Source organism: Mycobacterium sp. SM1, assembly GCF_018361265.1.
GTDB lineage: Bacteria > Actinomycetota > Actinomycetes > Mycobacteriales > Mycobacteriaceae > Mycobacterium.
Genome location: NZ_JAFLNH010000004.1, coordinates 167,690 through 185,699, shown reverse-complemented (window position 1 = coordinate 185,699; position 18,010 = coordinate 167,690). Strand labels below are relative to the sequence as shown.

At 67.6% G+C, this 18,010-nt stretch carries 19 protein-coding genes and 1 pseudogene; 10 read left to right on the top strand and 10 right to left on the bottom strand.

The window, feature by feature from the left end; all coding sequences use genetic code 11:
• Nucleotides 1-84 precede the first annotated feature (84 nt).
• Nucleotides 85-710: pseudogene (locus MSM1_RS17355) on the top strand (DUF3000 domain-containing protein); the annotation flags it as partial.
• A gap of 1 nt (nucleotide 711) precedes the next feature.
• Nucleotides 712-1,956, top strand: coding sequence for a ribonuclease D (locus MSM1_RS17350; RefSeq protein ID WP_213444844.1), 1,245 nt, complete (start codon nucleotides 712-714; stop codon nucleotides 1,954-1,956).
• A gap of 3 nt (nucleotides 1,957-1,959) precedes the next feature.
• On the opposite strand, the gene dxs is transcribed toward MSM1_RS17350, so the two are convergent.
• Entirely contained in the window at nucleotides 1,960-3,960 is a 2,001-nt protein-coding gene (dxs, locus tag MSM1_RS17345) for a 1-deoxy-D-xylulose-5-phosphate synthase (RefSeq protein WP_213444843.1), read from the bottom strand.
• Nucleotides 3,961-4,289: 329 nt separating this feature from the next.
• Between dxs and MSM1_RS17340 the strand changes: the two genes are divergently transcribed.
• From MSM1_RS17340 to MSM1_RS17330, 3 genes are read left to right on the top strand one after another with little or no spacing between them, the layout of a single operon-like run.
• Nucleotides 4,290-4,736, top strand: coding sequence for a CBS domain-containing protein (locus tag MSM1_RS17340; RefSeq protein ID WP_213444842.1), 447 nt, complete (start codon nucleotides 4,290-4,292; stop codon nucleotides 4,734-4,736).
• 25 nt (nucleotides 4,737-4,761) lie between these two features.
• Nucleotides 4,762-6,051 (top strand): SLC13 family permease, encoded by a 1,290-nt coding sequence (locus tag MSM1_RS17335; RefSeq protein WP_213444841.1) that lies wholly within the window; start codon nucleotides 4,762-4,764, stop codon nucleotides 6,049-6,051.
• A 45-nt stretch (nucleotides 6,052-6,096) separates the two neighbouring features.
• On the top strand, nucleotides 6,097-6,246 hold the full coding sequence (locus MSM1_RS17330; protein WP_236056847.1) for a hypothetical protein: 150 nt from the start codon (nucleotides 6,097-6,099) through the stop codon (nucleotides 6,244-6,246).
• A gap of 200 nt (nucleotides 6,247-6,446) precedes the next feature.
• On the opposite strand, the gene MSM1_RS17325 is transcribed toward MSM1_RS17330, so the two are convergent.
• The 3 genes from MSM1_RS17325 to MSM1_RS17315 form a co-directional block, all read right to left on the bottom strand.
• Complete coding sequence (locus tag MSM1_RS17325; protein WP_213443518.1) at nucleotides 6,447-8,186, bottom strand: IS1634 family transposase; 1,740 nt, start codon at nucleotides 8,184-8,186, stop codon at nucleotides 6,447-6,449.
• Between the two features lie 225 nt (nucleotides 8,187-8,411).
• Entirely contained in the window at nucleotides 8,412-9,758 is a 1,347-nt protein-coding gene (locus MSM1_RS17320) for an IS256 family transposase (RefSeq protein WP_213444840.1), read from the bottom strand.
• Nucleotides 9,759-9,978: 220 nt separating this feature from the next.
• Nucleotides 9,979-10,194, bottom strand: coding sequence for a dodecin (locus MSM1_RS17315; RefSeq protein ID WP_213444839.1), 216 nt, complete (start codon nucleotides 10,192-10,194; stop codon nucleotides 9,979-9,981).
• A gap of 552 nt (nucleotides 10,195-10,746) precedes the next feature.
• Between MSM1_RS17315 and MSM1_RS17310 the strand changes: the two genes are divergently transcribed.
• A complete protein-coding gene (locus MSM1_RS17310) occupies nucleotides 10,747-11,418 on the top strand; it encodes a TrkA family potassium uptake protein (protein ID WP_213444838.1) in 672 nt (223 codons plus the stop codon).
• Between the two features lie 40 nt (nucleotides 11,419-11,458).
• Complete coding sequence (locus tag MSM1_RS17305; RefSeq protein ID WP_213444837.1) at nucleotides 11,459-12,121, top strand: TrkA family potassium uptake protein; 663 nt, start codon at nucleotides 11,459-11,461, stop codon at nucleotides 12,119-12,121.
• Between the two features lie 68 nt (nucleotides 12,122-12,189).
• On the opposite strand, the gene MSM1_RS17300 is transcribed toward MSM1_RS17305, so the two are convergent.
• Nucleotides 12,190-12,843: a DUF3159 domain-containing protein gene (locus MSM1_RS17300; RefSeq protein WP_213444836.1), complete on the bottom strand. Its 654-nt coding sequence runs from the start codon at nucleotides 12,841-12,843 to the stop codon at nucleotides 12,190-12,192.
• Nucleotides 12,844-12,913: 70 nt separating this feature from the next.
• On the bottom strand, nucleotides 12,914-13,276 hold the full coding sequence (locus MSM1_RS17295) for an OB-fold nucleic acid binding domain-containing protein (RefSeq protein WP_213444835.1): 363 nt from the start codon (nucleotides 13,274-13,276) through the stop codon (nucleotides 12,914-12,916).
• A gap of 160 nt (nucleotides 13,277-13,436) precedes the next feature.
• Here MSM1_RS17295 and MSM1_RS17290 point away from each other — a divergent pair, with 160 nt between their 5' ends.
• Nucleotides 13,437-14,141, top strand: a complete 705-nt coding sequence (locus MSM1_RS17290) for an alpha/beta hydrolase (RefSeq protein WP_213444834.1) — start codon at nucleotides 13,437-13,439, stop codon at nucleotides 14,139-14,141.
• Here MSM1_RS17290 and MSM1_RS17285 read toward each other — a convergent pair.
• Together MSM1_RS17285 and dut are read right to left on the bottom strand one after the other, a co-directional pair.
• Entirely contained in the window at nucleotides 14,138-14,938 is an 801-nt protein-coding gene (locus tag MSM1_RS17285; RefSeq protein ID WP_213444833.1) for a DUF3710 domain-containing protein, read from the bottom strand. The two genes, MSM1_RS17290 and MSM1_RS17285, sit on opposite strands and share 4 nt — an antisense overlap.
• Nucleotides 14,938-15,402: a dUTP diphosphatase gene (dut, locus tag MSM1_RS17280; protein WP_213444832.1), complete on the bottom strand. Its 465-nt coding sequence runs from the start codon at nucleotides 15,400-15,402 to the stop codon at nucleotides 14,938-14,940. The genes MSM1_RS17285 and dut overlap by 1 nt, the downstream gene beginning before the upstream one ends.
• Nucleotides 15,403-15,427: 25 nt before the next feature.
• Between dut and MSM1_RS17275 the strand changes: the two genes are divergently transcribed.
• A complete protein-coding gene (locus MSM1_RS17275) occupies nucleotides 15,428-15,904 on the top strand; it encodes a DUF3093 domain-containing protein (protein ID WP_213444831.1) in 477 nt (158 codons plus the stop codon).
• Between the two features lie 60 nt (nucleotides 15,905-15,964).
• On the opposite strand, the gene MSM1_RS17270 is transcribed toward MSM1_RS17275, so the two are convergent.
• The gene (locus tag MSM1_RS17270; protein WP_213444830.1) at nucleotides 15,965-16,267 is read right to left on the bottom strand and encodes a DUF4193 domain-containing protein; all 303 of its coding nucleotides are present in this window, start codon (nucleotides 16,265-16,267) and stop codon (nucleotides 15,965-15,967) included.
• A gap of 175 nt (nucleotides 16,268-16,442) precedes the next feature.
• Here MSM1_RS17270 and cei point away from each other — a divergent pair, with 175 nt between their 5' ends.
• Complete coding sequence (gene cei / locus MSM1_RS17265) at nucleotides 16,443-17,093, top strand: envelope integrity protein Cei (RefSeq protein WP_213444829.1); 651 nt, start codon at nucleotides 16,443-16,445, stop codon at nucleotides 17,091-17,093.
• A gap of 63 nt (nucleotides 17,094-17,156) precedes the next feature.
• On the opposite strand, the gene MSM1_RS17260 is transcribed toward cei, so the two are convergent.
• Nucleotides 17,157-18,008, bottom strand: a complete 852-nt coding sequence (locus tag MSM1_RS17260; protein ID WP_236057031.1) for an inositol monophosphatase family protein — start codon at nucleotides 18,006-18,008, stop codon at nucleotides 17,157-17,159.
• Nucleotides 18,009-18,010: the final 2 nt, after the last annotated feature.

Sequence of the window (18,010 nt, the reverse complement as noted above, 5' to 3'; positions counted from 1 at the left end):
GTTGGGTCTACCGTCGAATGTTGTGACCCGCGCCGGCGACGATGCAGAGCGAAGCGATGAGAAGGAGCGGCGCCCACAAACCACGCCGGCGACGATGCAGAGCGAAGCGATGAGAAGGAGCGGCGGTATTGAGCTCAGCCGAACCGGCCCCATTCCGCGAAGCGGTGGCCACGATGATCGCTGTCACCGCGCGCTCAGAAATTGCGCTCAACCCGATCCGGCCGCCGCAGCGCCTGGCGCCGTACAGCTACGCCATCGGTGCCGAGGTCAAATATCCCGAGCGCGACGTGCTCCTGGAGCAGCCGGAGGGCAGCGCGTTCGGCCGCTTGATTCTGCTCTACGATCCGGATGGGTTCGACGCCTGGGATGGCACCATGCGGTTAGTCGCCTACATTCAGGCTGACCTGGACTCTCATGAGGCTATCGACCCATTGTTGCCCGAGGTGGCGTGGAGCTGGCTGGCCGACGCGTTGAGGTCTCGCGCCGAGCACGTCACCGCACTTGGCGGTACCGTCACTGCGACCACATCGGTGCGCTTCGGCGATATCTCCGGGCCGCCGCGCGCCCACCAGTTGGAGTTGCGGGCGTCGTGGACCGCGACCAGCCCCAACATCGGCCCTCACGTCGAAGCTTTCTGCGAAGTGCTCGAGCACGCCGCGGGCCTCCCGCCGGTCGGGGTGACCGACCTGGGTTCACGCTCACGCATCTGACATGGGTGACGCGGCCGCCAACCAGAGCACCGAACCCACCCCGATACCGTTGCTGCATCCGGCTGGCGGCGTACCGGAGCTCTCGGCCAGCAGCACCGAGATCGAAGCGGCGGCCGAGCGCCTACGCGGCGGAGGTGGACCTTTCGGGGTGGACGCCGAGCGGGCGTCGGGATTCCGCTACTCCAACCGTGCGTATCTGATTCAGATCCGGCGCGCCGGCGCCGGCACCATGCTCATTGATCCGGTCAGCCATGGCGGTGATCCGCTGACCGTGTTGCGGCCGGTCGCCGAGGTGCTCGGTGAGGACGAGTGGATCTTGCACGCCGCCGATCAGGATCTGCCCTGCCTGGCCGAGATCGGCATGCGGCCCCCCGTGCTGTTCGACACCGAGCTGGCCGGACGGCTGGCCGGGTTCGACCGGGTCAACCTGGCGGCCATGGTCCGGCGGTTGCTTGGCCTCAGCCTCGCGAAGGGCCACGGCGCGGCCGACTGGTCTCGGCGCCCCCTGCCGGCTGCCTGGCTGAACTATGCGGCGCTCGACGTCGAGGTGCTGATCGAACTACGCGACGCGGTCGCGGATGTGCTGGCCGAGCAAGGGAAGACCGATTGGGCTGCGCAGGAATTCGAATACCTTCGGAACTGTGTAACGGCGCCGTCCACCCGGCGGGATCGCTGGCAACGCACCTCAGGCATCCACCGGGTGCGCGACCGGCGCGGACTGGCCGCGGTTCGCGAACTATGGACCGCACGTGACTGCATCGCACAGTGCCGTGACATCGCGCCGGGCCGTGTCCTCCCCGACTCGGCCATCATCGATGCGGCCATCGCCGACCCCAAGACCATCGAGGACCTCGTTGCCCTGCCGGTCTTCGGCGGGCCAAAGCAGCGCCGCTACGCCGCTACTTGGCTGGCCGCGGTGCGAGCGGCCCGGGAAAGCCCCGAGCCTCCCGAAGAGCCCGAGCTGACCAACGGCCCGCCCCCGGTCGCGCGGTGGGGCAAACGTAGACCAGAGGCGGCCGCGCGCCTCGCTGCGGCCAAGGCGGCGCTGACGCAGTTGTCGCACCGGGTTTCAGTGCCCACGGAAAATCTGGTGTCGCCGGATTTGGTGCGGCGACTGTGCTGGGAGTGGCAGGGCGGCGACGAAAGCGTGATCGACGAGTTCCTGCGCCTCGGCGAGGCCAGGGCGTGGCAGCGCGAACTCGTGGTTCCCGTACTGGCGGCGGCGTTGTCGCCACCGGCCGACTGACAGCTAATCTGGGTGCTCGCTGACCTCGGACTGGTCCGCCGCTCTCCGGCACCCCCCCGCAAGCGGATGACCCCCCCACCCCGGCCCGTCGCGGCCCGCGTCGTCACCGGACCCGAGCCCGATCGCTCGACTCCCCAGCGCCGCGACCCACCCGGTGATCTGGCGGGCCACGTTCTGGTCGGTCAAGCCGGCCTCGGCCAGCACTTCGCCCCGCGACGCGTGATCGTAAAACCGCTGCGGCAAACCGATGACGCGGCACGGTACGTCGATCTCTGCGCGCCGCAGCGCAAGCGACACCGCCGAGCCGACGCCACCGTTCACACCGTTGTCCTCCAACGTGACGACCAGCTTGTGACCGGTCGCCAGCTCACAGACAACGTCGGGCACCGGCAAAACCCATCGAGGGTCGACCACCGTCACTCCGATGCCCTGCGTGCGCAGCCGCTTTGCCACCGTCAGCGCCATCGAGGCGAACACCCCGACCGCCACCAGCAACACGTCGTGACTCAAGCCGCTGGCGGGCACCGCCAGCACGTCCGCACCCCATCGGCGCTCCAATGCCGGGACGTCCTCGCCCACATCGCCCTTCGGGAAGCGGATCGCCGTCGGGCCGTCATCGACGTCAAGCGCCTCGCCGAGCTCTTCGCGCAACCGCGTGGCATCGCGAGGTGCAGCCACCCGCATGCCGGGCACAATGCCCAGCATCGACAAGTCCCACATGCCGTTGTGGCTCGCGCCGTCCGGGCCGGTGATCCCGGCCCGGTCGAGCACCATGGTGACCGGCAGCTTGTGCAGCGCGACGTCCATCATGATCTGGTCGAACGCCCGGTTGAGGAATGTCGAATAGATCGCCACCACCGGGTGCAGACCGCCCATCGCCAGCCCGGCCGCTGACGTCAGCGCGTGCTGCTCGGCGATGCCCACGTCGAACAACCGGTCCGGGAAGCGCTGCCCAAACGCCGTCAGCCCGGTCGGGCCGGGCATGGCGGCGGTGATCGCCACGATGTCGCGACGCTCGGCGGCGAAGGCGATGAGGGCGTCGGAGAACGTGGCGGTCCAGGTCGGGCCCGCCGCGTGGGTGGCCAGCCCGGTCGCCGGGTCGATGACCCCGCAGGTATGCATCTGCTCGGCCTGGTCATCTTCGGCCGGAGCGTAGCCCATGCCCTTGCGGGTGACGACGTGCACGATTACCGGTGCGCCGAAGCCGCGCGCGCTGCGCAGCGCGGACTCCACGGCGTGCTCGTCGTGACCGTCAACAGGCCCCACATACTTCAGGCCCAGATCGGTGAACAGCAGTTGCGGCGCCAACGCATCCTTGATGCCGGCTTTGACGCTGTGGATGAGGTGGTAACACAGCTCGCCGACGATCGGAATGCTGCGCATCGCGCGGCGCCCCTTGTCCAGCGCCCGCTCATAGGCCGGCTGCAGTCGCAGTGCGGCCAGGTGGTTGGCCAATCCGCCGAATGTGGGCGCGTAACTGCGGCCGTTGTCGTTGACGACGATCACCACCGGCCGGCGGGCCGCGGCGATGTTGTTGAGGGCCTCCCAGCACATGCCGCCGGTCAGCGCGCCGTCGCCCACCACTGCCACCACACGCCGGTTGCGGTGCCCGGTCAACTCGAACGCTTTGGCCAGGCCATCGGCGTAGGACAACGCCGCGCTGGCGTGGCTGGACTCCACCCAGTCGTGTTCGCTCTCGGCCCGGCTGGGATACCCCGACAGGCCGTCCTTTTTTCGCAAGGTGTCGAAACCCCGGCAGCGTCCGGTCAGCATCTTGTGCACGTACGCCTGATGACCCGTGTCGAAAATGATCGGATCGTGCGGCGAGTCGAAGACCCGGTGCAGTGCCAGCGTCAGCTCGACGACGCCGAGGTTGGGCCCCAGGTGTCCGCCCGTTGCGGCCACCTTGTGGATCAAAAACTCGCGAATCTCGTCGGCCAACGCGCGTAGCTGGGTCTGGGAAAGATGCCGCAGATCGGCGGGGCCGCGGATCTGTTCCAGCATCCCGCCAGTGTACGCAGGCAGCCGGGGTCTCCTCGCGAAAGCCGCGACGAACCGCGGGCCGCTCTTGGACCGCTGCGATGTGACGACCAGAACCCTCGACAGGCGTACCGGCCGGCATCTTGATAATGTTGGTGCCCGGTGAGCCGGGAAGTCTGGTCGGCGTCGTTGTCCATACCACCCGGGAGTTCATCATGGGCGTCGCCGCTTCCGGCTGCCGTCCTCGCGATCAGCGAGCAAACTGCCGCGTCGGCACCCGATGGGAAATGCGACCACGCGCCCACGCACGCAGCGATCCCGGAATCGCTGCGGAGCCAAAGTATTGTTGCGGTGTGCGTGCAGAGGACATCGACGAGAAGTTCCCGGTCGTGCATATCGACTCCGATGCGCTCGACGCAGTCCGCCTTCTCGCCGAGCACCGCCTGACCGGAATCGTGGTTGTCACCGGTACGCCCGCCAAGCCGTACGCTGTGCTGCCGGCCTCCCAGGTCGTGCGGTTCATCGTGCCCGGCTATGTGCAGGACGATCCCGGACTGGCCGCCGTGTTGAACGAGTCGATGGCCGACCACGCCGTCGAGCAGCTGAGCGGCAAGACGATCCGCGACGTGCTGCCCCAGCAGCGACAGATCGTGCCCGTGGCCAATGCCGACGACACGATTATCGAGGTGGCCGAGACCATGGCCCGCCTGAGATGTCCGCTGGTCGCCGTGGTCAAAGACGGCAAATTGCACGGGGTGATCACCGCATCGCGCCTGCTGGCGGCCGCACTGAAACTTTAATCGGCCGTCCGGTGAAACGGCCCCGATGATGCTCTACGCCGCTGCGGTGTTCGTGGTCGCCTACGCGTTGATCATCAGCGAACGCTTCAACAAGACCACGGTCGCGCTGGTGGGTGCGGGGCTCATGGTCCTGTTGCCGGTGATCGACGCTCCCGATGTGTTTTACTCCCAAGCGACCGGAATCGACTGGGATGTCATCTTTCTGATGCTGGGCATGATGATCGTCGTCAGCATCCTGCGCCAGACCGGCGTGTTCGAATACACCGCGATCTGGGCGGCCAAGCGCGCCAACGGCTCCCCGCTGCGCATCATGATCCTGCTGATGCTGGTGATGGCGCTCGCGTCGGCCGTGCTGCCCAACGTCGTTTCGGTGCTGTTGATCGCGCCGGTGACCCTGCTGGTCTGCGATCGGCTGGCGATCAGCCCGGTACCGCTGTTGATCGCCGAGGTGTTCGCCTCGAACATCGGCGGCACGGCGACACTGGTCGGCGACCCGCCGAACATCATCATCGGCGCCCACACCGGCCTGTCGTTCACCGCCTTCCTCGTGCACATGGCGCCGATCGTGGTCATCGTGATGCTGGTCTTCATCGCCATGTCGCCCTTGCTGTTCCGCGGCTTGTCCCGGGTCGACGCGGAGCGAATCGCTGACGTTATGTCATTGCAGGAGGAGGAGGCGCTTCGCGATCGCGGGCTGCTCGTCAAGTGCGGGGTGGTGTTGGCGGCTATGCTCACCGGCTTCGTGGTCTCCCCGGCAATCCATCTTCAGCCATCCCTGGTGGCGCTGCTGGCCGCCGGCGCCCTCATCCTGATCTCCCGCCTCGATCAGTCGGACTACCTGCACAGCGTGGAATGGGATACCCTGCTTTTCCTCGTCGGCCTGTTCATCATGGTCGGCGCCTTGCTGAAGACCGGCATCATCGGCAAGCTGGCCCAGTTGGCGGCCCACGCCACCGGTGGCAACGCCCTGCTGACGGCCATGCTGGTCCTGGGGGTATCGGCGCTGGTGTCCGGTGTCATCGACAACGTCCCATATGTGGCCACGATGACGCCGATCGTCGCCCACCTGGCAGGGACCATGCCGGGTCAGGCGCACCAGAACGTGCTGTGGTGGTCGCTGGCGCTCGGCGGCGACCTGGGTGGCAACCTGACCGCCGTCGGGGCCACCGCCAACATCGTGATGCTCGGCATAGCAACCCGCGCCGGCAACCCCATCTCGTTTTGGGAATTCACCCGCAAGGGGGTGTTGGTCACGGCGATATCCGTGGCACTCTGCGCGGCCTACCTGTGGCTGCGCTACTTTGTGGCCGGCTAGCCCTCGCCTACGGCTGGACCGCAACCTCTTGGCGCCGTTGTCTTGGTGCCGTTGTCATTCCGCCTCGGCTACCACACGATTCCGGTTCCCGGCCTGATCCCGGGCGTTGGCCATGCCGGATTGGGCGGCTCGCTCGGCTGGGCCGACCCGGCGAGCGGCTCGGCGTTCGCGTCCGGGCATAACCGGCTGCTGTGACCGTTCGCCGTTGCTAGCTCACGCCGGGTGTGTCGCGGTCCACGCCATGATCCGCCGAGGCGCCGCCTGGGCGCGCAGGCCTGACTTCCGCAGATAGTGGGCACACGGATCGCCGGATTTGGGCGTTTACTAGCGCAAACGTGGGATGAGCCGATTTGGGTCGTGTTACTACACGACGCCAGCGATCCGGGCGGGGTTCGTCAGTCGGCGACGGCGGCGTCGATGCCGGGTGTGAAGTCGAGGTACTTGGGTGGTTCGGGTAGGTCGAGCGCGGCGAGGATGGTTTTCTGATCGCCGGTGAGGGCGGAGCGTTGCGCCACGCGGCCGTCGGCGGTGGCGAAGGTGACCAGGTGCATGCGGTCGAGTTCGTGGCGCAGATTGCGCCAGGTGTCGCCGGTGCGGGTTTCTGCGACGCGGATGAGAAGCAGTGCCAGCCAACACAGTTGGACGTGAGCGCGGATGCGGTCCTCGCGGTGGTGGTAGACCGGGCGCAGCCCCAGCGAGCTCTTGGCGTCGCGCCAGCCGCGTTCCACCGCGAGCAGCTGCTTGTAGGCGGCGGCCAAATCCTCGGCGGTAAGCGTGAGGTCGGAAGTGCGCAGCAGCCACTTGCCGTCGTAGTGGGCTTCACGTTGGGCGGCGGCGCGGTCGATGCGCAGCAGCCCGGTCTTGGTGCGCCGCAACAGCCTGCGCAGCCCGGGCTTGCCCTTCAAGGAGCCGACGAACTCGTCGCGCTTGCGTTTCGGCCAGGCGTCCGAGCCATCGATCAGCCCGGAGAGGTGCTCGATGAGCCGCTCACGCACTGCTGCGTCACGGTCGGCGGCATCCGGGTTGTGGCACACCACGAACCGCTCCGCACGCACCCCCTCGTTGTTGCCGCCACCGGGTGCCACCCGAATCTCCTTGACCCGCAGGTTGTCGGCCACGTCGTGGTAACGGCCGGGGCGGGCCAGCGCGTCGGCGGCCTCGGCGTTGGTGTGGCGCAGCTTCTCGGCGTGGATGTAGTGCCCGCCGCCGCGGGTGAGATAGGCGCGGTTGGCCGCGGAAGCAAACCCGGCGTCGGCCACCCACACCAGCCGGTGCAGATTCCACGATCCCAGATCGTCTTTGACCGTGCGGATGATCCGCTGATCGCTCTCACTGCCGGGAAAGGTCCAGCAGCGCACCGGGATTCCGTCGCGGGTCACCGCCATCGCGATCACCACCTGAGGCCGGTCGTCGCGGTGGTCCTTGGACTTGCCGAACCGGCGCGCGGCCCGCTCGACCGCTTTCGCGGTGCCGTCGTCGACCTCGGGTTCGGGGGCCAGGTCGGCCAGTTCGTCGGGCACATCGACCTCCCAGTAGGTGGAGGTGGTGTCGATGAAGACGATGTCGACGTCCAGGTTGAGCAGGTGCGCGACCGAATCGAAGATCTGCGCGGCGATCTCGCCTAGCGCGGCGAGCAAAAAGTCCATCGACCGATACGCCGCGTCATCGGAAAACCCGGGGCACTCGGCGATCGCGACCCGTTCGGCGACCCACCGTGTGGCGCCCAGCTTGCTGCCCGGTTCCAGCGCCCGCTGCGCCACCAGCGCGAACAGCACCCGCTCCACGGTCGCGGCGTCCAGGCGCCGGTCCGCGGCGACCCGGCGCAGCGCCGCGCCCACACCCAGCCGGTCCCAGAGTTGGTCGAGCACCCATGCCCCGCCGAAGCGGCGCGAGTCCAAGATCTCGATCTCGCCGGTGTGCGCGGCCGCGATCGCCTGTGCCGGGTCGAGGAACCGCGAGATCGAGGCGACCAGTCGGGCCAGCGCGTCGCGGTCCACGGTGTCAGCGCGGCCGAAGTTGTGGATCACCTTCGCCGAGGGCACCCCGGTGACCGGATGGCGTTCGCTGTGCGCCAGCTGCAGATACGACACCGTCGACCCGTCGCGGTTGCGCCGCTTCGTCTCCCGCAGGTACACCCCTACACTGCTAGCACATATTCGCTGGTGAAGTCCAGCGACACGCCAGAACTCGTGTGCCTACACGAATCCGCCGTTTCGGTGACTCTGCAAGCCTCCTACCAGCACAATCGCTCCGCGCTACCCCGAAATATGCCTACGAACTGCGGAAGTCGGGGCAGGGGTGGCGTCCCAATCGCGGTGTAAAAGTTCGGGCATAGATTCCGCTCACTTGCGATTGTGATTTTATGCGATGGCGCCGACAGCATCGGCCGGCGCCGCTCCGGTTTCGGCGCGTACTTCCGAATTTCGTTGCGGCAGTTTGGTCGGTGGGTCATGCAACGACCTTCGCAGGTCCTGTAGTAGCCGTAGCCCGGCCGGTGTCATGGTGAACCCGCGCCAGCCGGCCGAGGCGCGGTCGAGCACGGCCCACACCAGCTTCAGGCAGGAGTGCTCGCCGGGCAGTCGGCCGATGACCTTGACTCGGCGGCGGGTCTCCCCGAAGGTCCGCTCGATGAAATTGGAGTGGCGCACCCGGGCCCAATGCTCGCGTGGGAACCGCAGGTAGACCGTCAGCGAGTCACGGTCATCAAGAAGACACCGCACCGCCGCCGGATACGAGTCGCGCCAACGCTTGGCGAACGCGTCGATCCTGTTGTGCACGTAGGTGACCGCGTCGATGCCAGGCTCGATGTTCTCGGGCACATCGAAGATCGCCCAGTAGTCGGCCTTCACCTCGGCTTGGGCGTTTTTGGGCACTTTGGCAAGGATGTTTCTGGCGCGATGCACCAGACACCGCTGGCGCAGCGCGGCACCCATGGTGCGCTCCACCGCGCCGATCAACCCCGGTGCGCCGTCGCTGATCACCAGCAGCGGGCAGGCCAGCCCGCGCTCGCCGAGCCCGCGCAAAAACCCCTCCCAGGCATCCCCGGACTCGCTGCAGGCGGCCTCCAGCCCGACGAACACCGGTTTGCCGTCGGTGTCGATGCCCCACGCGGCCAGCACCGGCTCGGCCGAGGCGTTGGCGTGGTACGTGAAATGGCTGCCGTCCAAAAACAGGTAGTCCAGCTCCACCTCGTCGAGGCGCCGACGGCTCCAGGACTCGAACTGGGTCTTGATGTCTTCGCAGACCCGCGACACCGTCGACTTCGACACCGCCGCGCCCTCGCCGAGCGCCTCGACCAAGGTGGCCTCCACGTCGCGGGTCGACAACCCGCGCACGAACCCGGCGATCACCAGCGACTCCAGCGCGTTGGTCTTGGTCACCCCCGCGCCGAACAACTGGCTGGCGAACCGCTCGGTGGTGCCGCGCACCTTCGGCCGCTGCAGCGTGATCGGGCCGGCGGTCGTTTTGACCGTGGTCGGGCAATACCCGTTACGCATCCCAGCCCGCGGATCCTCGCTGGCAGCGGCCCGCTGGTAGCGATCCCGGCCCAAAAACGCGCTCACCTCGGCCTCCAACGCGCACTGCAGCAGTAGCTGCGCGCCCAACTGGGCCACCCGCTCGACTGCACGCGACAAATCCTCACCACCGGCGAACACCCCATCAATCTCTGCCTGCAACCGCTGCGCAGGCGATATCCTCTTCGACACGGACGTGGGCTCCTTTCCTCAGACTTCCCGTCTTGGAGGGAACCTACGTCCGAACCCTTTTACACCGCCGCAGGGACACGACCCGCGCAGGCACGGGCTGCGGCGAGTGTTGGAGTTTGGGGCGCCGTTCCGTGAGCCGGTAGCCGTTGCGGGAGAACCGGGCGTGGCAATGCCGCAAGGCGGTCGAGTATGTCGTCGAGGACCGGTTCGCCGGCGATTTCTAGCGAGCATCCTCCAGTCTGAAGCCGACTTTCAGCGTTACCTGGAAATGGGCGATAGTTCCGTTCTCCAAGTGGCCGCGGACGGACTGCAGCTCAAACCAATCGAGTCCGCGCATCGTCTGGGCGGCGCGAGATATTGCGTTGCGCGTCGCCGCATCGACACCCTCGGGAGAGCTTCCGACGATTTCTATCACGCGGTAGGTGTGGTTGGTCATGGCATCCCTTTCTCGAGTGGGCTGGTGAACAGTAACCAGGACAGCCATCACGCGGGCGAAAACGCCACAAAATCAAGTCGCCGCTACCTGAGATTGCGAGTGTTCGTATGACACGGCATTGCTAGCGTCGCGATTCACCAATTCCCCCTGATTCGTCAGCACCGCCGGCCACGGATGCCCCACTTGGCCGGCATGAGCGGGCGATCTTAACCACAGCGGATTCCTGAAGCGGGAAACCCCGAACCCGCCCGGGAGTGACGTATCTACGATCCAAAGAGCGTGGAGATCCCCTTGGGAGCGAAGGCCAGGGGAACAGCACCCCGGGCCAAGCGCCGCCAGGGCGATCCGCTTGGGCTACAGGGCGTGGCTCAGCCCGTTGCTCTCCAACGACCGGCCCAGTCAACCGAGCCCCGCGGCGGAGAAGCCCGGACGTGACAGCCGAGGGCCGATCCCCGCGGGCATGGCGGTAGCGTTCCCTCGGCGGGACCGTTTTGGGCGTAAATCGGTTGGCCAACGCGGTCGCCGAGACGGTCTGCGAGCAGGAGACCTTCGGTGCGGATAGTTGTCATGGGTTGCGGTCGGGTAGGGGCGTCAGTGGCCGACGGTTTGTCGCGGATCGGCCACCAGGTGGCGGTGATCGACCGCGACAACGCCGCCTTCGACCGGCTTAGCCCGGAATTCGCCGGCGAACGTGTGCTGGGCGTGGGGTTCGACCGAGATGTGTTGCTGCGGGCGGGCATCGAGCAGGCCGATGCCTTCGCCGCGGTGTCGTCCGGGGATAACTCGAACATCATCTCGGCGCGGCTGGCCCGGGACACGTTCGGTGTCGCGCGCGTTGTCGCGCGCATCTACGACGCCAAACGCGCCGCGGTCTACGAACGGCTCGGCATCCCCACGGTCGCCACCGTGCCCTGGACCACCGATCGTTTGCTGCACGCGCTGACCGGCGAAACCGAGGCTGCCACGTGGCGCGACCCGACGGGCACCGTCGCGCTCGTCGAGCTCGCCTTGCACGAAGACTGGGTGGGACATCGGGTCAGCGCCCTGGAGGCGGCCACCAGCGCCCGCGCCGCGTTTGTGATCCGCTTCGGTGCCGGACTGCTGCCGAAACCGAAAACCGTCATTCAGGCCGGCGATCAGGTATACGTTGCCGCGATATCCGGTCGGGTCGCTGAGGCGGCTGCCATCGCCGCTTTGCCACCTAGTGCGGACCTCGAGTCGTGACGCGGGTGATGACGGCCGCCGGGGTTAACGGGTGGTGCAGATGAAAGTGCTTATCGCCGGGGCAGGCGCGGTCGGGCGCTCCATAACCCGCGAACTCATTGACAGCGGCCATGACGTGACCCTGATCGAGCGCAACCCCGAGCACGTCGACGTCGATGCTATTCCGCAGGCGCACTGGCGGCTCGGCGACACCTGCGAACTCAGTGTGCTGGAGTCGATACACCTCGAAGATTTCGACGTTGTGGTTGCTGCCACCGGTGATGACAAGGTCAACGTGGTGCTCAGCTTGCTGGCCAAGACGGAGTTCGCGGTGCCCCGGGTGGTGGCCCGGGTCAACGATCCCCGCAACGAATGGCTTTTCACCGACGCCTGGGGCGTCGACGTCGCGGTGTCCACCCCGCGTATCCTGGCCTCGCTCGTCGAAGAGGCGGTCGCCGTCGGAGATCTGGTGCGGCTGATGGAGTTCCGCAAGGGCCAGGCTAACCTGGTCGAGATCACGCTGCCGGCGGACACCCCGTGGCGCGGCGAACCGCTTCGGCGGCTGCAGCTGCCGCGGGATGCGGCACTGGTGACGATATTGCGCGGGCCGCGGGTGATCGTGCCGCAGGCCGACGAGCCGCTGGAAGGCGGTGACGAGCTACTCTTCGTCGCGGTCGCCGACGCGGAGGAGGAATTGCGCCGGCTGTTGCTGCCGAAGGACTAGCAAGGACTAGCAATGCCAGACCACACCCGGGTGGCACGAACTGTGCCGGCATGTGCCGGCTCCGCGAGCTACGTGCGGCCACCGTCGGTCTCGGTTGCTGCGGCGTTCCCGTCGGCCGCAATCGCATGCTGTGCCGCCTTGATGGCCGCATAGCTCGCCAACGCAGCCACGGCCGTCAACGGCAAGCCCATCGCAATGCGCGCCGCCGCCAGCCAACCGGTCTGATCAGCCTCGTAGAGGAGCCGTTGGACCACAAACCGCGCACCGAATACCAGCACCCAGGCAAGTGTGGCGATATCGAAGGCATAGACCGCGCGGGGCACGTCGCGCCAGCTGCCATCGTGCCCGCCGGCCCAGTTCCACAGCAGCCCGACCAGAGGCCGGCGAACAAGGACAGACAGCGTGAAGACCACGGCCCACAGCAGTGACGCCCAGATGCCCAGCAGAAAGTAACCCTTGGCCTGCCCCACCGCGTAGGCGATCGCCGCACAGACACCGACGCCGAGGAATCCGGATAACGCCGGCTGCGTGGACCCTCGGCGGATCAGCCGCCACAGCAGGACCAATGCGGCCACGCCGAGGGCGACCCCGATCGCCGGGCGCAGCCCGAAGGCGCTGGAGACCGGCACAAACACCAGCACCGGTAGCGACGAGTAGATCAACCCACTGACCCCACCCAGCCGCGCCAGCATGTGCTCGGCACCGATGTGGTTAGCCCTCATGTGCGGCCTAATCGACCTTCCGTCCGGCTGGCACGCTTCGAGCCCGGCCGGTCATCGCCGACTTTCTTGGTCATCGCTGAATTTCGTAGTGCGGGTTGAACAGCGCCTTGGTACCGTTCTCGAGCATCCCCAAACGGCCCCGCACCCGCAACGTGCGGCCGGATTCGATACCGGGTATGCGGTGTTGCCCCAACCACACCAAGGTCACGGTATCGGTGCCGTCGAACAATTCGGCGCGCATGCCGCTGCTTTTGGGCTCGGCCTCCACGCTGTGCAACGTGCCCACCACCGTGACCTCCTGGCCACGCGCGCAGTCGATCGCGCGCTGCACGCCGGTATCGGGGCCCTCGTCGGATAACTGCTCGCCATCGCGTTGCTCCGGGCCGTCCATCAGCCGACGGGTGAGCCGGCGCAAGTAACCCTCGGCCACCATGGCCTCTCCTGCCAGTTCAGCTAAGTGACAACTACGTGACGAAAGCTCGCCCCGTTTCGGTCGCTTCCTTGATGCCAACGGACACCCTATCGCGTCGGTTCCCGGACGCCCCGCACCGCCAGGGTGTTGACGAGCCGTTAGCAGCAGGCACTATCAGGAGGTGGCCGCCGTCGATTTGTCTGGTGTTCAAACCGTGTTGCTGGCCGGAGCCGGCTCCGACGACGACTACATCCGTCGGGCGTTTGCCGGCCCGTTGCGCGGCGTCGGTGCGGTAGTGCTGGCACCGCGGCCACAGCCGGGACATTTGATCGCCGGTTACCTGGCAGCCCTGGACGACGCCGCCCGTTCGGGCCGGATTGCCGTGGGCGGCGTGTCGATCGGCGCCGCGGTCGCGGCCGCCTGGGCGCTGGCTAATCCGGGTCACGCGGTCGCTGTGCTGGCCGCCCTGCCGGCCTGGACCGGAGACCCCGCAACCGCCCCCGCCGCTCACGCCGCCCACCAATCGGCACGCCGGCTGCGTCGGGACGGCCTGACGGCGGCGACAATGCGGATGCGCGCATCCAGCCCAGCCTGGTTGGCCGAGGAGCTCACCCGATCCTGGCGGCGCCAGTGGCCACTGCTGCCCGACGCCATGGAGGAAGCCGCCGCCTACGCCGCGCCCAGCCACGCGGAGCTGCAACGACTGGTCACGCCGCTGGGGATAGTCGCGGCGGTGGACGATCCGATTCATCCGCTCGAGGTTGGAGTCGAATGGGCGGCCGCAGCGCCGCGCGCGGCTCTGCGGACCGTCACCCTGGAGCAGATCGGCGCCGATCCGGCGGCGCTCGGTGCTGCGTGTCTGGACGCGCTCAACGAGCTCGACTAGCCGGTCGTGCTGCTGCGCAGCTGCTGCATCGCCGAGCCCGCCGCGCTGCGCCGCGCGGCCGGCGGACGACCGCCCGGCTGTTGTTCCGCCTGCTGTGCGGCCGCCGCCGCGCGCAGCTGCGCCGCCATCGGCTCAGGCAGCTGCACCGGCAACGGCGTGCGCACCGGGAGCGGCGTGTTACCACGCCGAACGACGGTGTCGGCCAACGCTTCCCGTGCCTCGGCGGTCACAGCGTCGATGGTCTCGTGGCCCCCGTTAACGACGCAACGAATCATCCAGCGATACCCGTCTACCCCGATGAACCGCACCACACCGGCGGCGACGCCAACCACCTCTCGCCCCCACGGCCCGTCCTGGATGGTGACTTTGACCGAGTCCCTGCGCAGCGCATCGGCGAGTTCGCCGGCCACCTCCCGCCACAGACCACCGCTCTTCGGTGCGGCGTAGGCGGCTATCGTGAAGCGGCCATTGGGCGTTACGATCCACACCGCGCTCGGCACACCGGTCTCGGTCAACTCGACCTGCACCTGTCCGCCCGCCGGCATCGGGATCAGCACCGAGCCCAGATCCAGGCGGGCCTGCTCAGCGGCCGCGGGATCGTCGAAGTCGTCGATGTCGAACGGGCCCTCCGGTTCCGCCGCGGTGCCCTCGGGCTCGGGCAGCCCATCCGCTCCTTCCGCCGCGGCGCCCTCGGGCTCGGGCAGCCCGTCCGGTCCTTCCGGTCGCGGCTCCGCACCGGCCGAACCGATGGGTACCCGCCCCCGGCCACCTTTGCGCCTGCGCCTACCGAATGCCATCACAGACTCGCATGTCCACCCGAGGAGCCGTGACCGCCATCACCACGGGAGGTGGCGGCCAGCCCGGCTTCGTCGAACGAAGAGACCTCGACCAACTCGGCCAGTTCGACCCGCTGCACCAGCAATTGGGCGATGCGATCACCGCGATGCACGACGATCGGGGTGACCGGATCAAGATTAATCAGCGTGACCTTTACCTCACCGCGATACCCGGCGTCGATGGTGCCCGGGCTGTTGACGATCGAAAGGCCCACCCGCGCAGCCAATCCCGATCGAGGGTGTACCAAGCCAACCATGCCGAACGGGATGGCAACCGCGATACCCGTCGACACCAGGGCACGTTGCCCGGGAGCGAGCTCGACATCCTGGGCGCTGTAGAGATCAACCCCGGCATCGCCGTCGTGAGCTCGTGTGGGCAGGGGGAGCCCAGGGTCCAAACGGACAACCGCCAGACTGATCGACACGGGCCCTGAGATTACTCTTAATCGGATGTCGGGTACGCGCGTCGCGCCCCGAAGCGTGCGGTATCGCGAACGGCTCCGGGTGCCGTGGTGGTGGTGGCCGCCGGCCTTCGGGCTTGCGGCGCTCATCGCGTTCGACGTCAACCGGGGCATACCCGGGCTTCCCACCTGGGTGCCGTTCGCCACGCTGTTTGCCGCCGCCGCCGGAGCATTGATATGGCTGGGCCGCGTTGAGATCCGGGTCATCGTGAGTGACACCGGCGTCGAACTATGGGCCGGCGAGGCGCACCTGCCGGTCACCGCGATCGCCCGATCCGCCGAGATACCGCGCTCAGCCAAATCCGCGGCGCTTGGCCGCCAACTCGACCCCGCGGCATACGTGCTGCATCGCGCGTGGATCGGCCCGATGGTGCTGGCCGTTCTGGACGACCCCGACGACCCGACGCCCTACTGGCTGGTGAGCTGCCGTCACCCGGACAAGCTGCTGTCGGCATTGCGAAGTTGACCCGCCCTGCGATGACGGCGGCGGCAACGCGCCGGGGAGCCTTCGGGCAATCCCGCCACGTCAAGCCGCGCAGTCGATGCAGATCATCACACCGTTCTTGTCGCTGGCCAACCGGCTGCGGTGTTGCACCAAGAAGCAACGAGAGCAGGTGAACTCGTCGGCCTGCTTCGGGATGACACGAACCGACAACTCTTCACCGGACAAGTCGGCGCCGGGCAGTTCGAAGGACTCGGCGGAATCGGATTCGTCGACGTCGACCACGGCCGAGGCCGCCTCGTTTCGCCGGGCCTTGAGTTCCTCCAGCGAATCCTCGGAGACGTCATCGGTGTCGATACGCCGTGGGGCGTCATAGTCGGTCGGCATCGGCCTCTCCCCTGGAAATCCCCTCGTGATCTTGCAAGCAACGCTTTGTACCAGCGTCGAACGCATTTACCAAACGATTCGTGCCCGTTCCCGCACCGATTCATGTGTGATTTACATCACATCATGTGTTCGACCATCATGCTCCCGATTGAGCACAGCGTTTAGAGTTTCCTGCGTGGTTACCCAAATCACCGAGGGCACCGCCTTCGACAAGCACGGTCGGCCCTTTCGACGGCGTAACGCCCGCTCGGCTCTCTTGGTTCTGATCGTGCTGGTGGCGGTGACCGCGGTGGTGTGGGCGATCGCGTTGACCCGCCCCGGCGACGTCCGCGAGGCGGTGGCATGCAACCCGCCCCCGCGATCCGCCGATCCGGCAGCACCGACGCTGGGTGAACAGGTATCGCGCACAACGATGATGGACGTCACACCGGCCAAACTCGCGCAAACCAAGGTTCGGGTTCTCAACGCCAGTGGCCGCGGCGGTCAGGCCGCCGACACCGCCGACGCGCTGCGGGAACTCGGCTTCGCCCAGCCCACCGCCGCCAACGACCCGATCTATGCCAACACCCGCCTGAATTGTCAGGGCCAGATCCGGTTCGGCGAGGCCGGCCAGGCCGCCGCCGCTGCCGTGTGGTTGGTGGCACCGTGCACCGAGTTGTTCCGCGACGGCCGCACCGATGACTCCGTCGACCTGGCGCTGGGCACCGACTTCACGGCACTGGCGCATAACGATGACATCGACACGGTGTTGGCCAGCCTGCGCCCCGGCGCCACCGAGCCCGCCGAGCCCGCGCTGCTCTCGAAAATCCACTCCGACAGTTGCTGACCGCGGGCGCCAGCGCCCAGGCCCCGCTGGGCCGCCGGTGACGTCCCACCCTCGTCGAGCCGCTCAGTCGTCGTCGGGGATCGGTTCCAGCCCGTTGAATCGCGCGAGGGTGCCAAGCAGATCGTCGGCGATGCCCGGCGCGGCGGCAACCACCAGTTCTGCGCCACCCGGGGGCCCTCCCGGCAGCGGCAATAACACCCGCGCCCCCGCTTCAGCGGCGATCAGCGCACCCGCGGCGTGATCCCACACCTGTAGCCCATGCTCGTAGTACGCGTCCAGGCGCCCGGCCGCTACCATGCACAAATCCAGCGCCGCCGAACCGATACGACGAACATCACGGACCACCGGCAGGATCTTGGCCAGGAGCGCCGCCTGCATGGCGCGGCGGCCCCGCGAGTACCCGAACCCCGTGCCCACCAACGCCATCGACAAGTCATCGATTGCGGTGCACTGCAATGCGCGAGTGCCGTGCTCGTCGGTGAGGTGCGCGCCGAGTCCGGCGCCGGCCGAATACAGCCGCTCGGCGGCAACGTCAGCGACCGCCCCGGCCACCGACACACCGTCAACCTGGGCCGCGACCGACACCGCGTAGGCCGGGATGCCGTAAACGAAGTTCACCGTGCCGTCGATTGGGTCGAGCACCCAGGTGACAGCGTCGGCGGCGGTGTCCGACGCACCGGCGGGACCACCGCCCTCTTCACCGAGAATCGGGTCACCGGACCGCAGTTGCGCCAACCGGCTGCGCAGCAGCTGTTCGGTCTCGGTGTCCACCACCGTCACCGGATCCGTCGGGGTGCTTTTGGTGCGCACCACGCTGTTTTGCGCAGTGCGGGTGCCGGGGCCGAACACCTCGGCCCGCCGATTGCGCACGAATGCAGCGGCCTCTGCGGCCAGCGTTTCGGCCACCGACCGCAGGT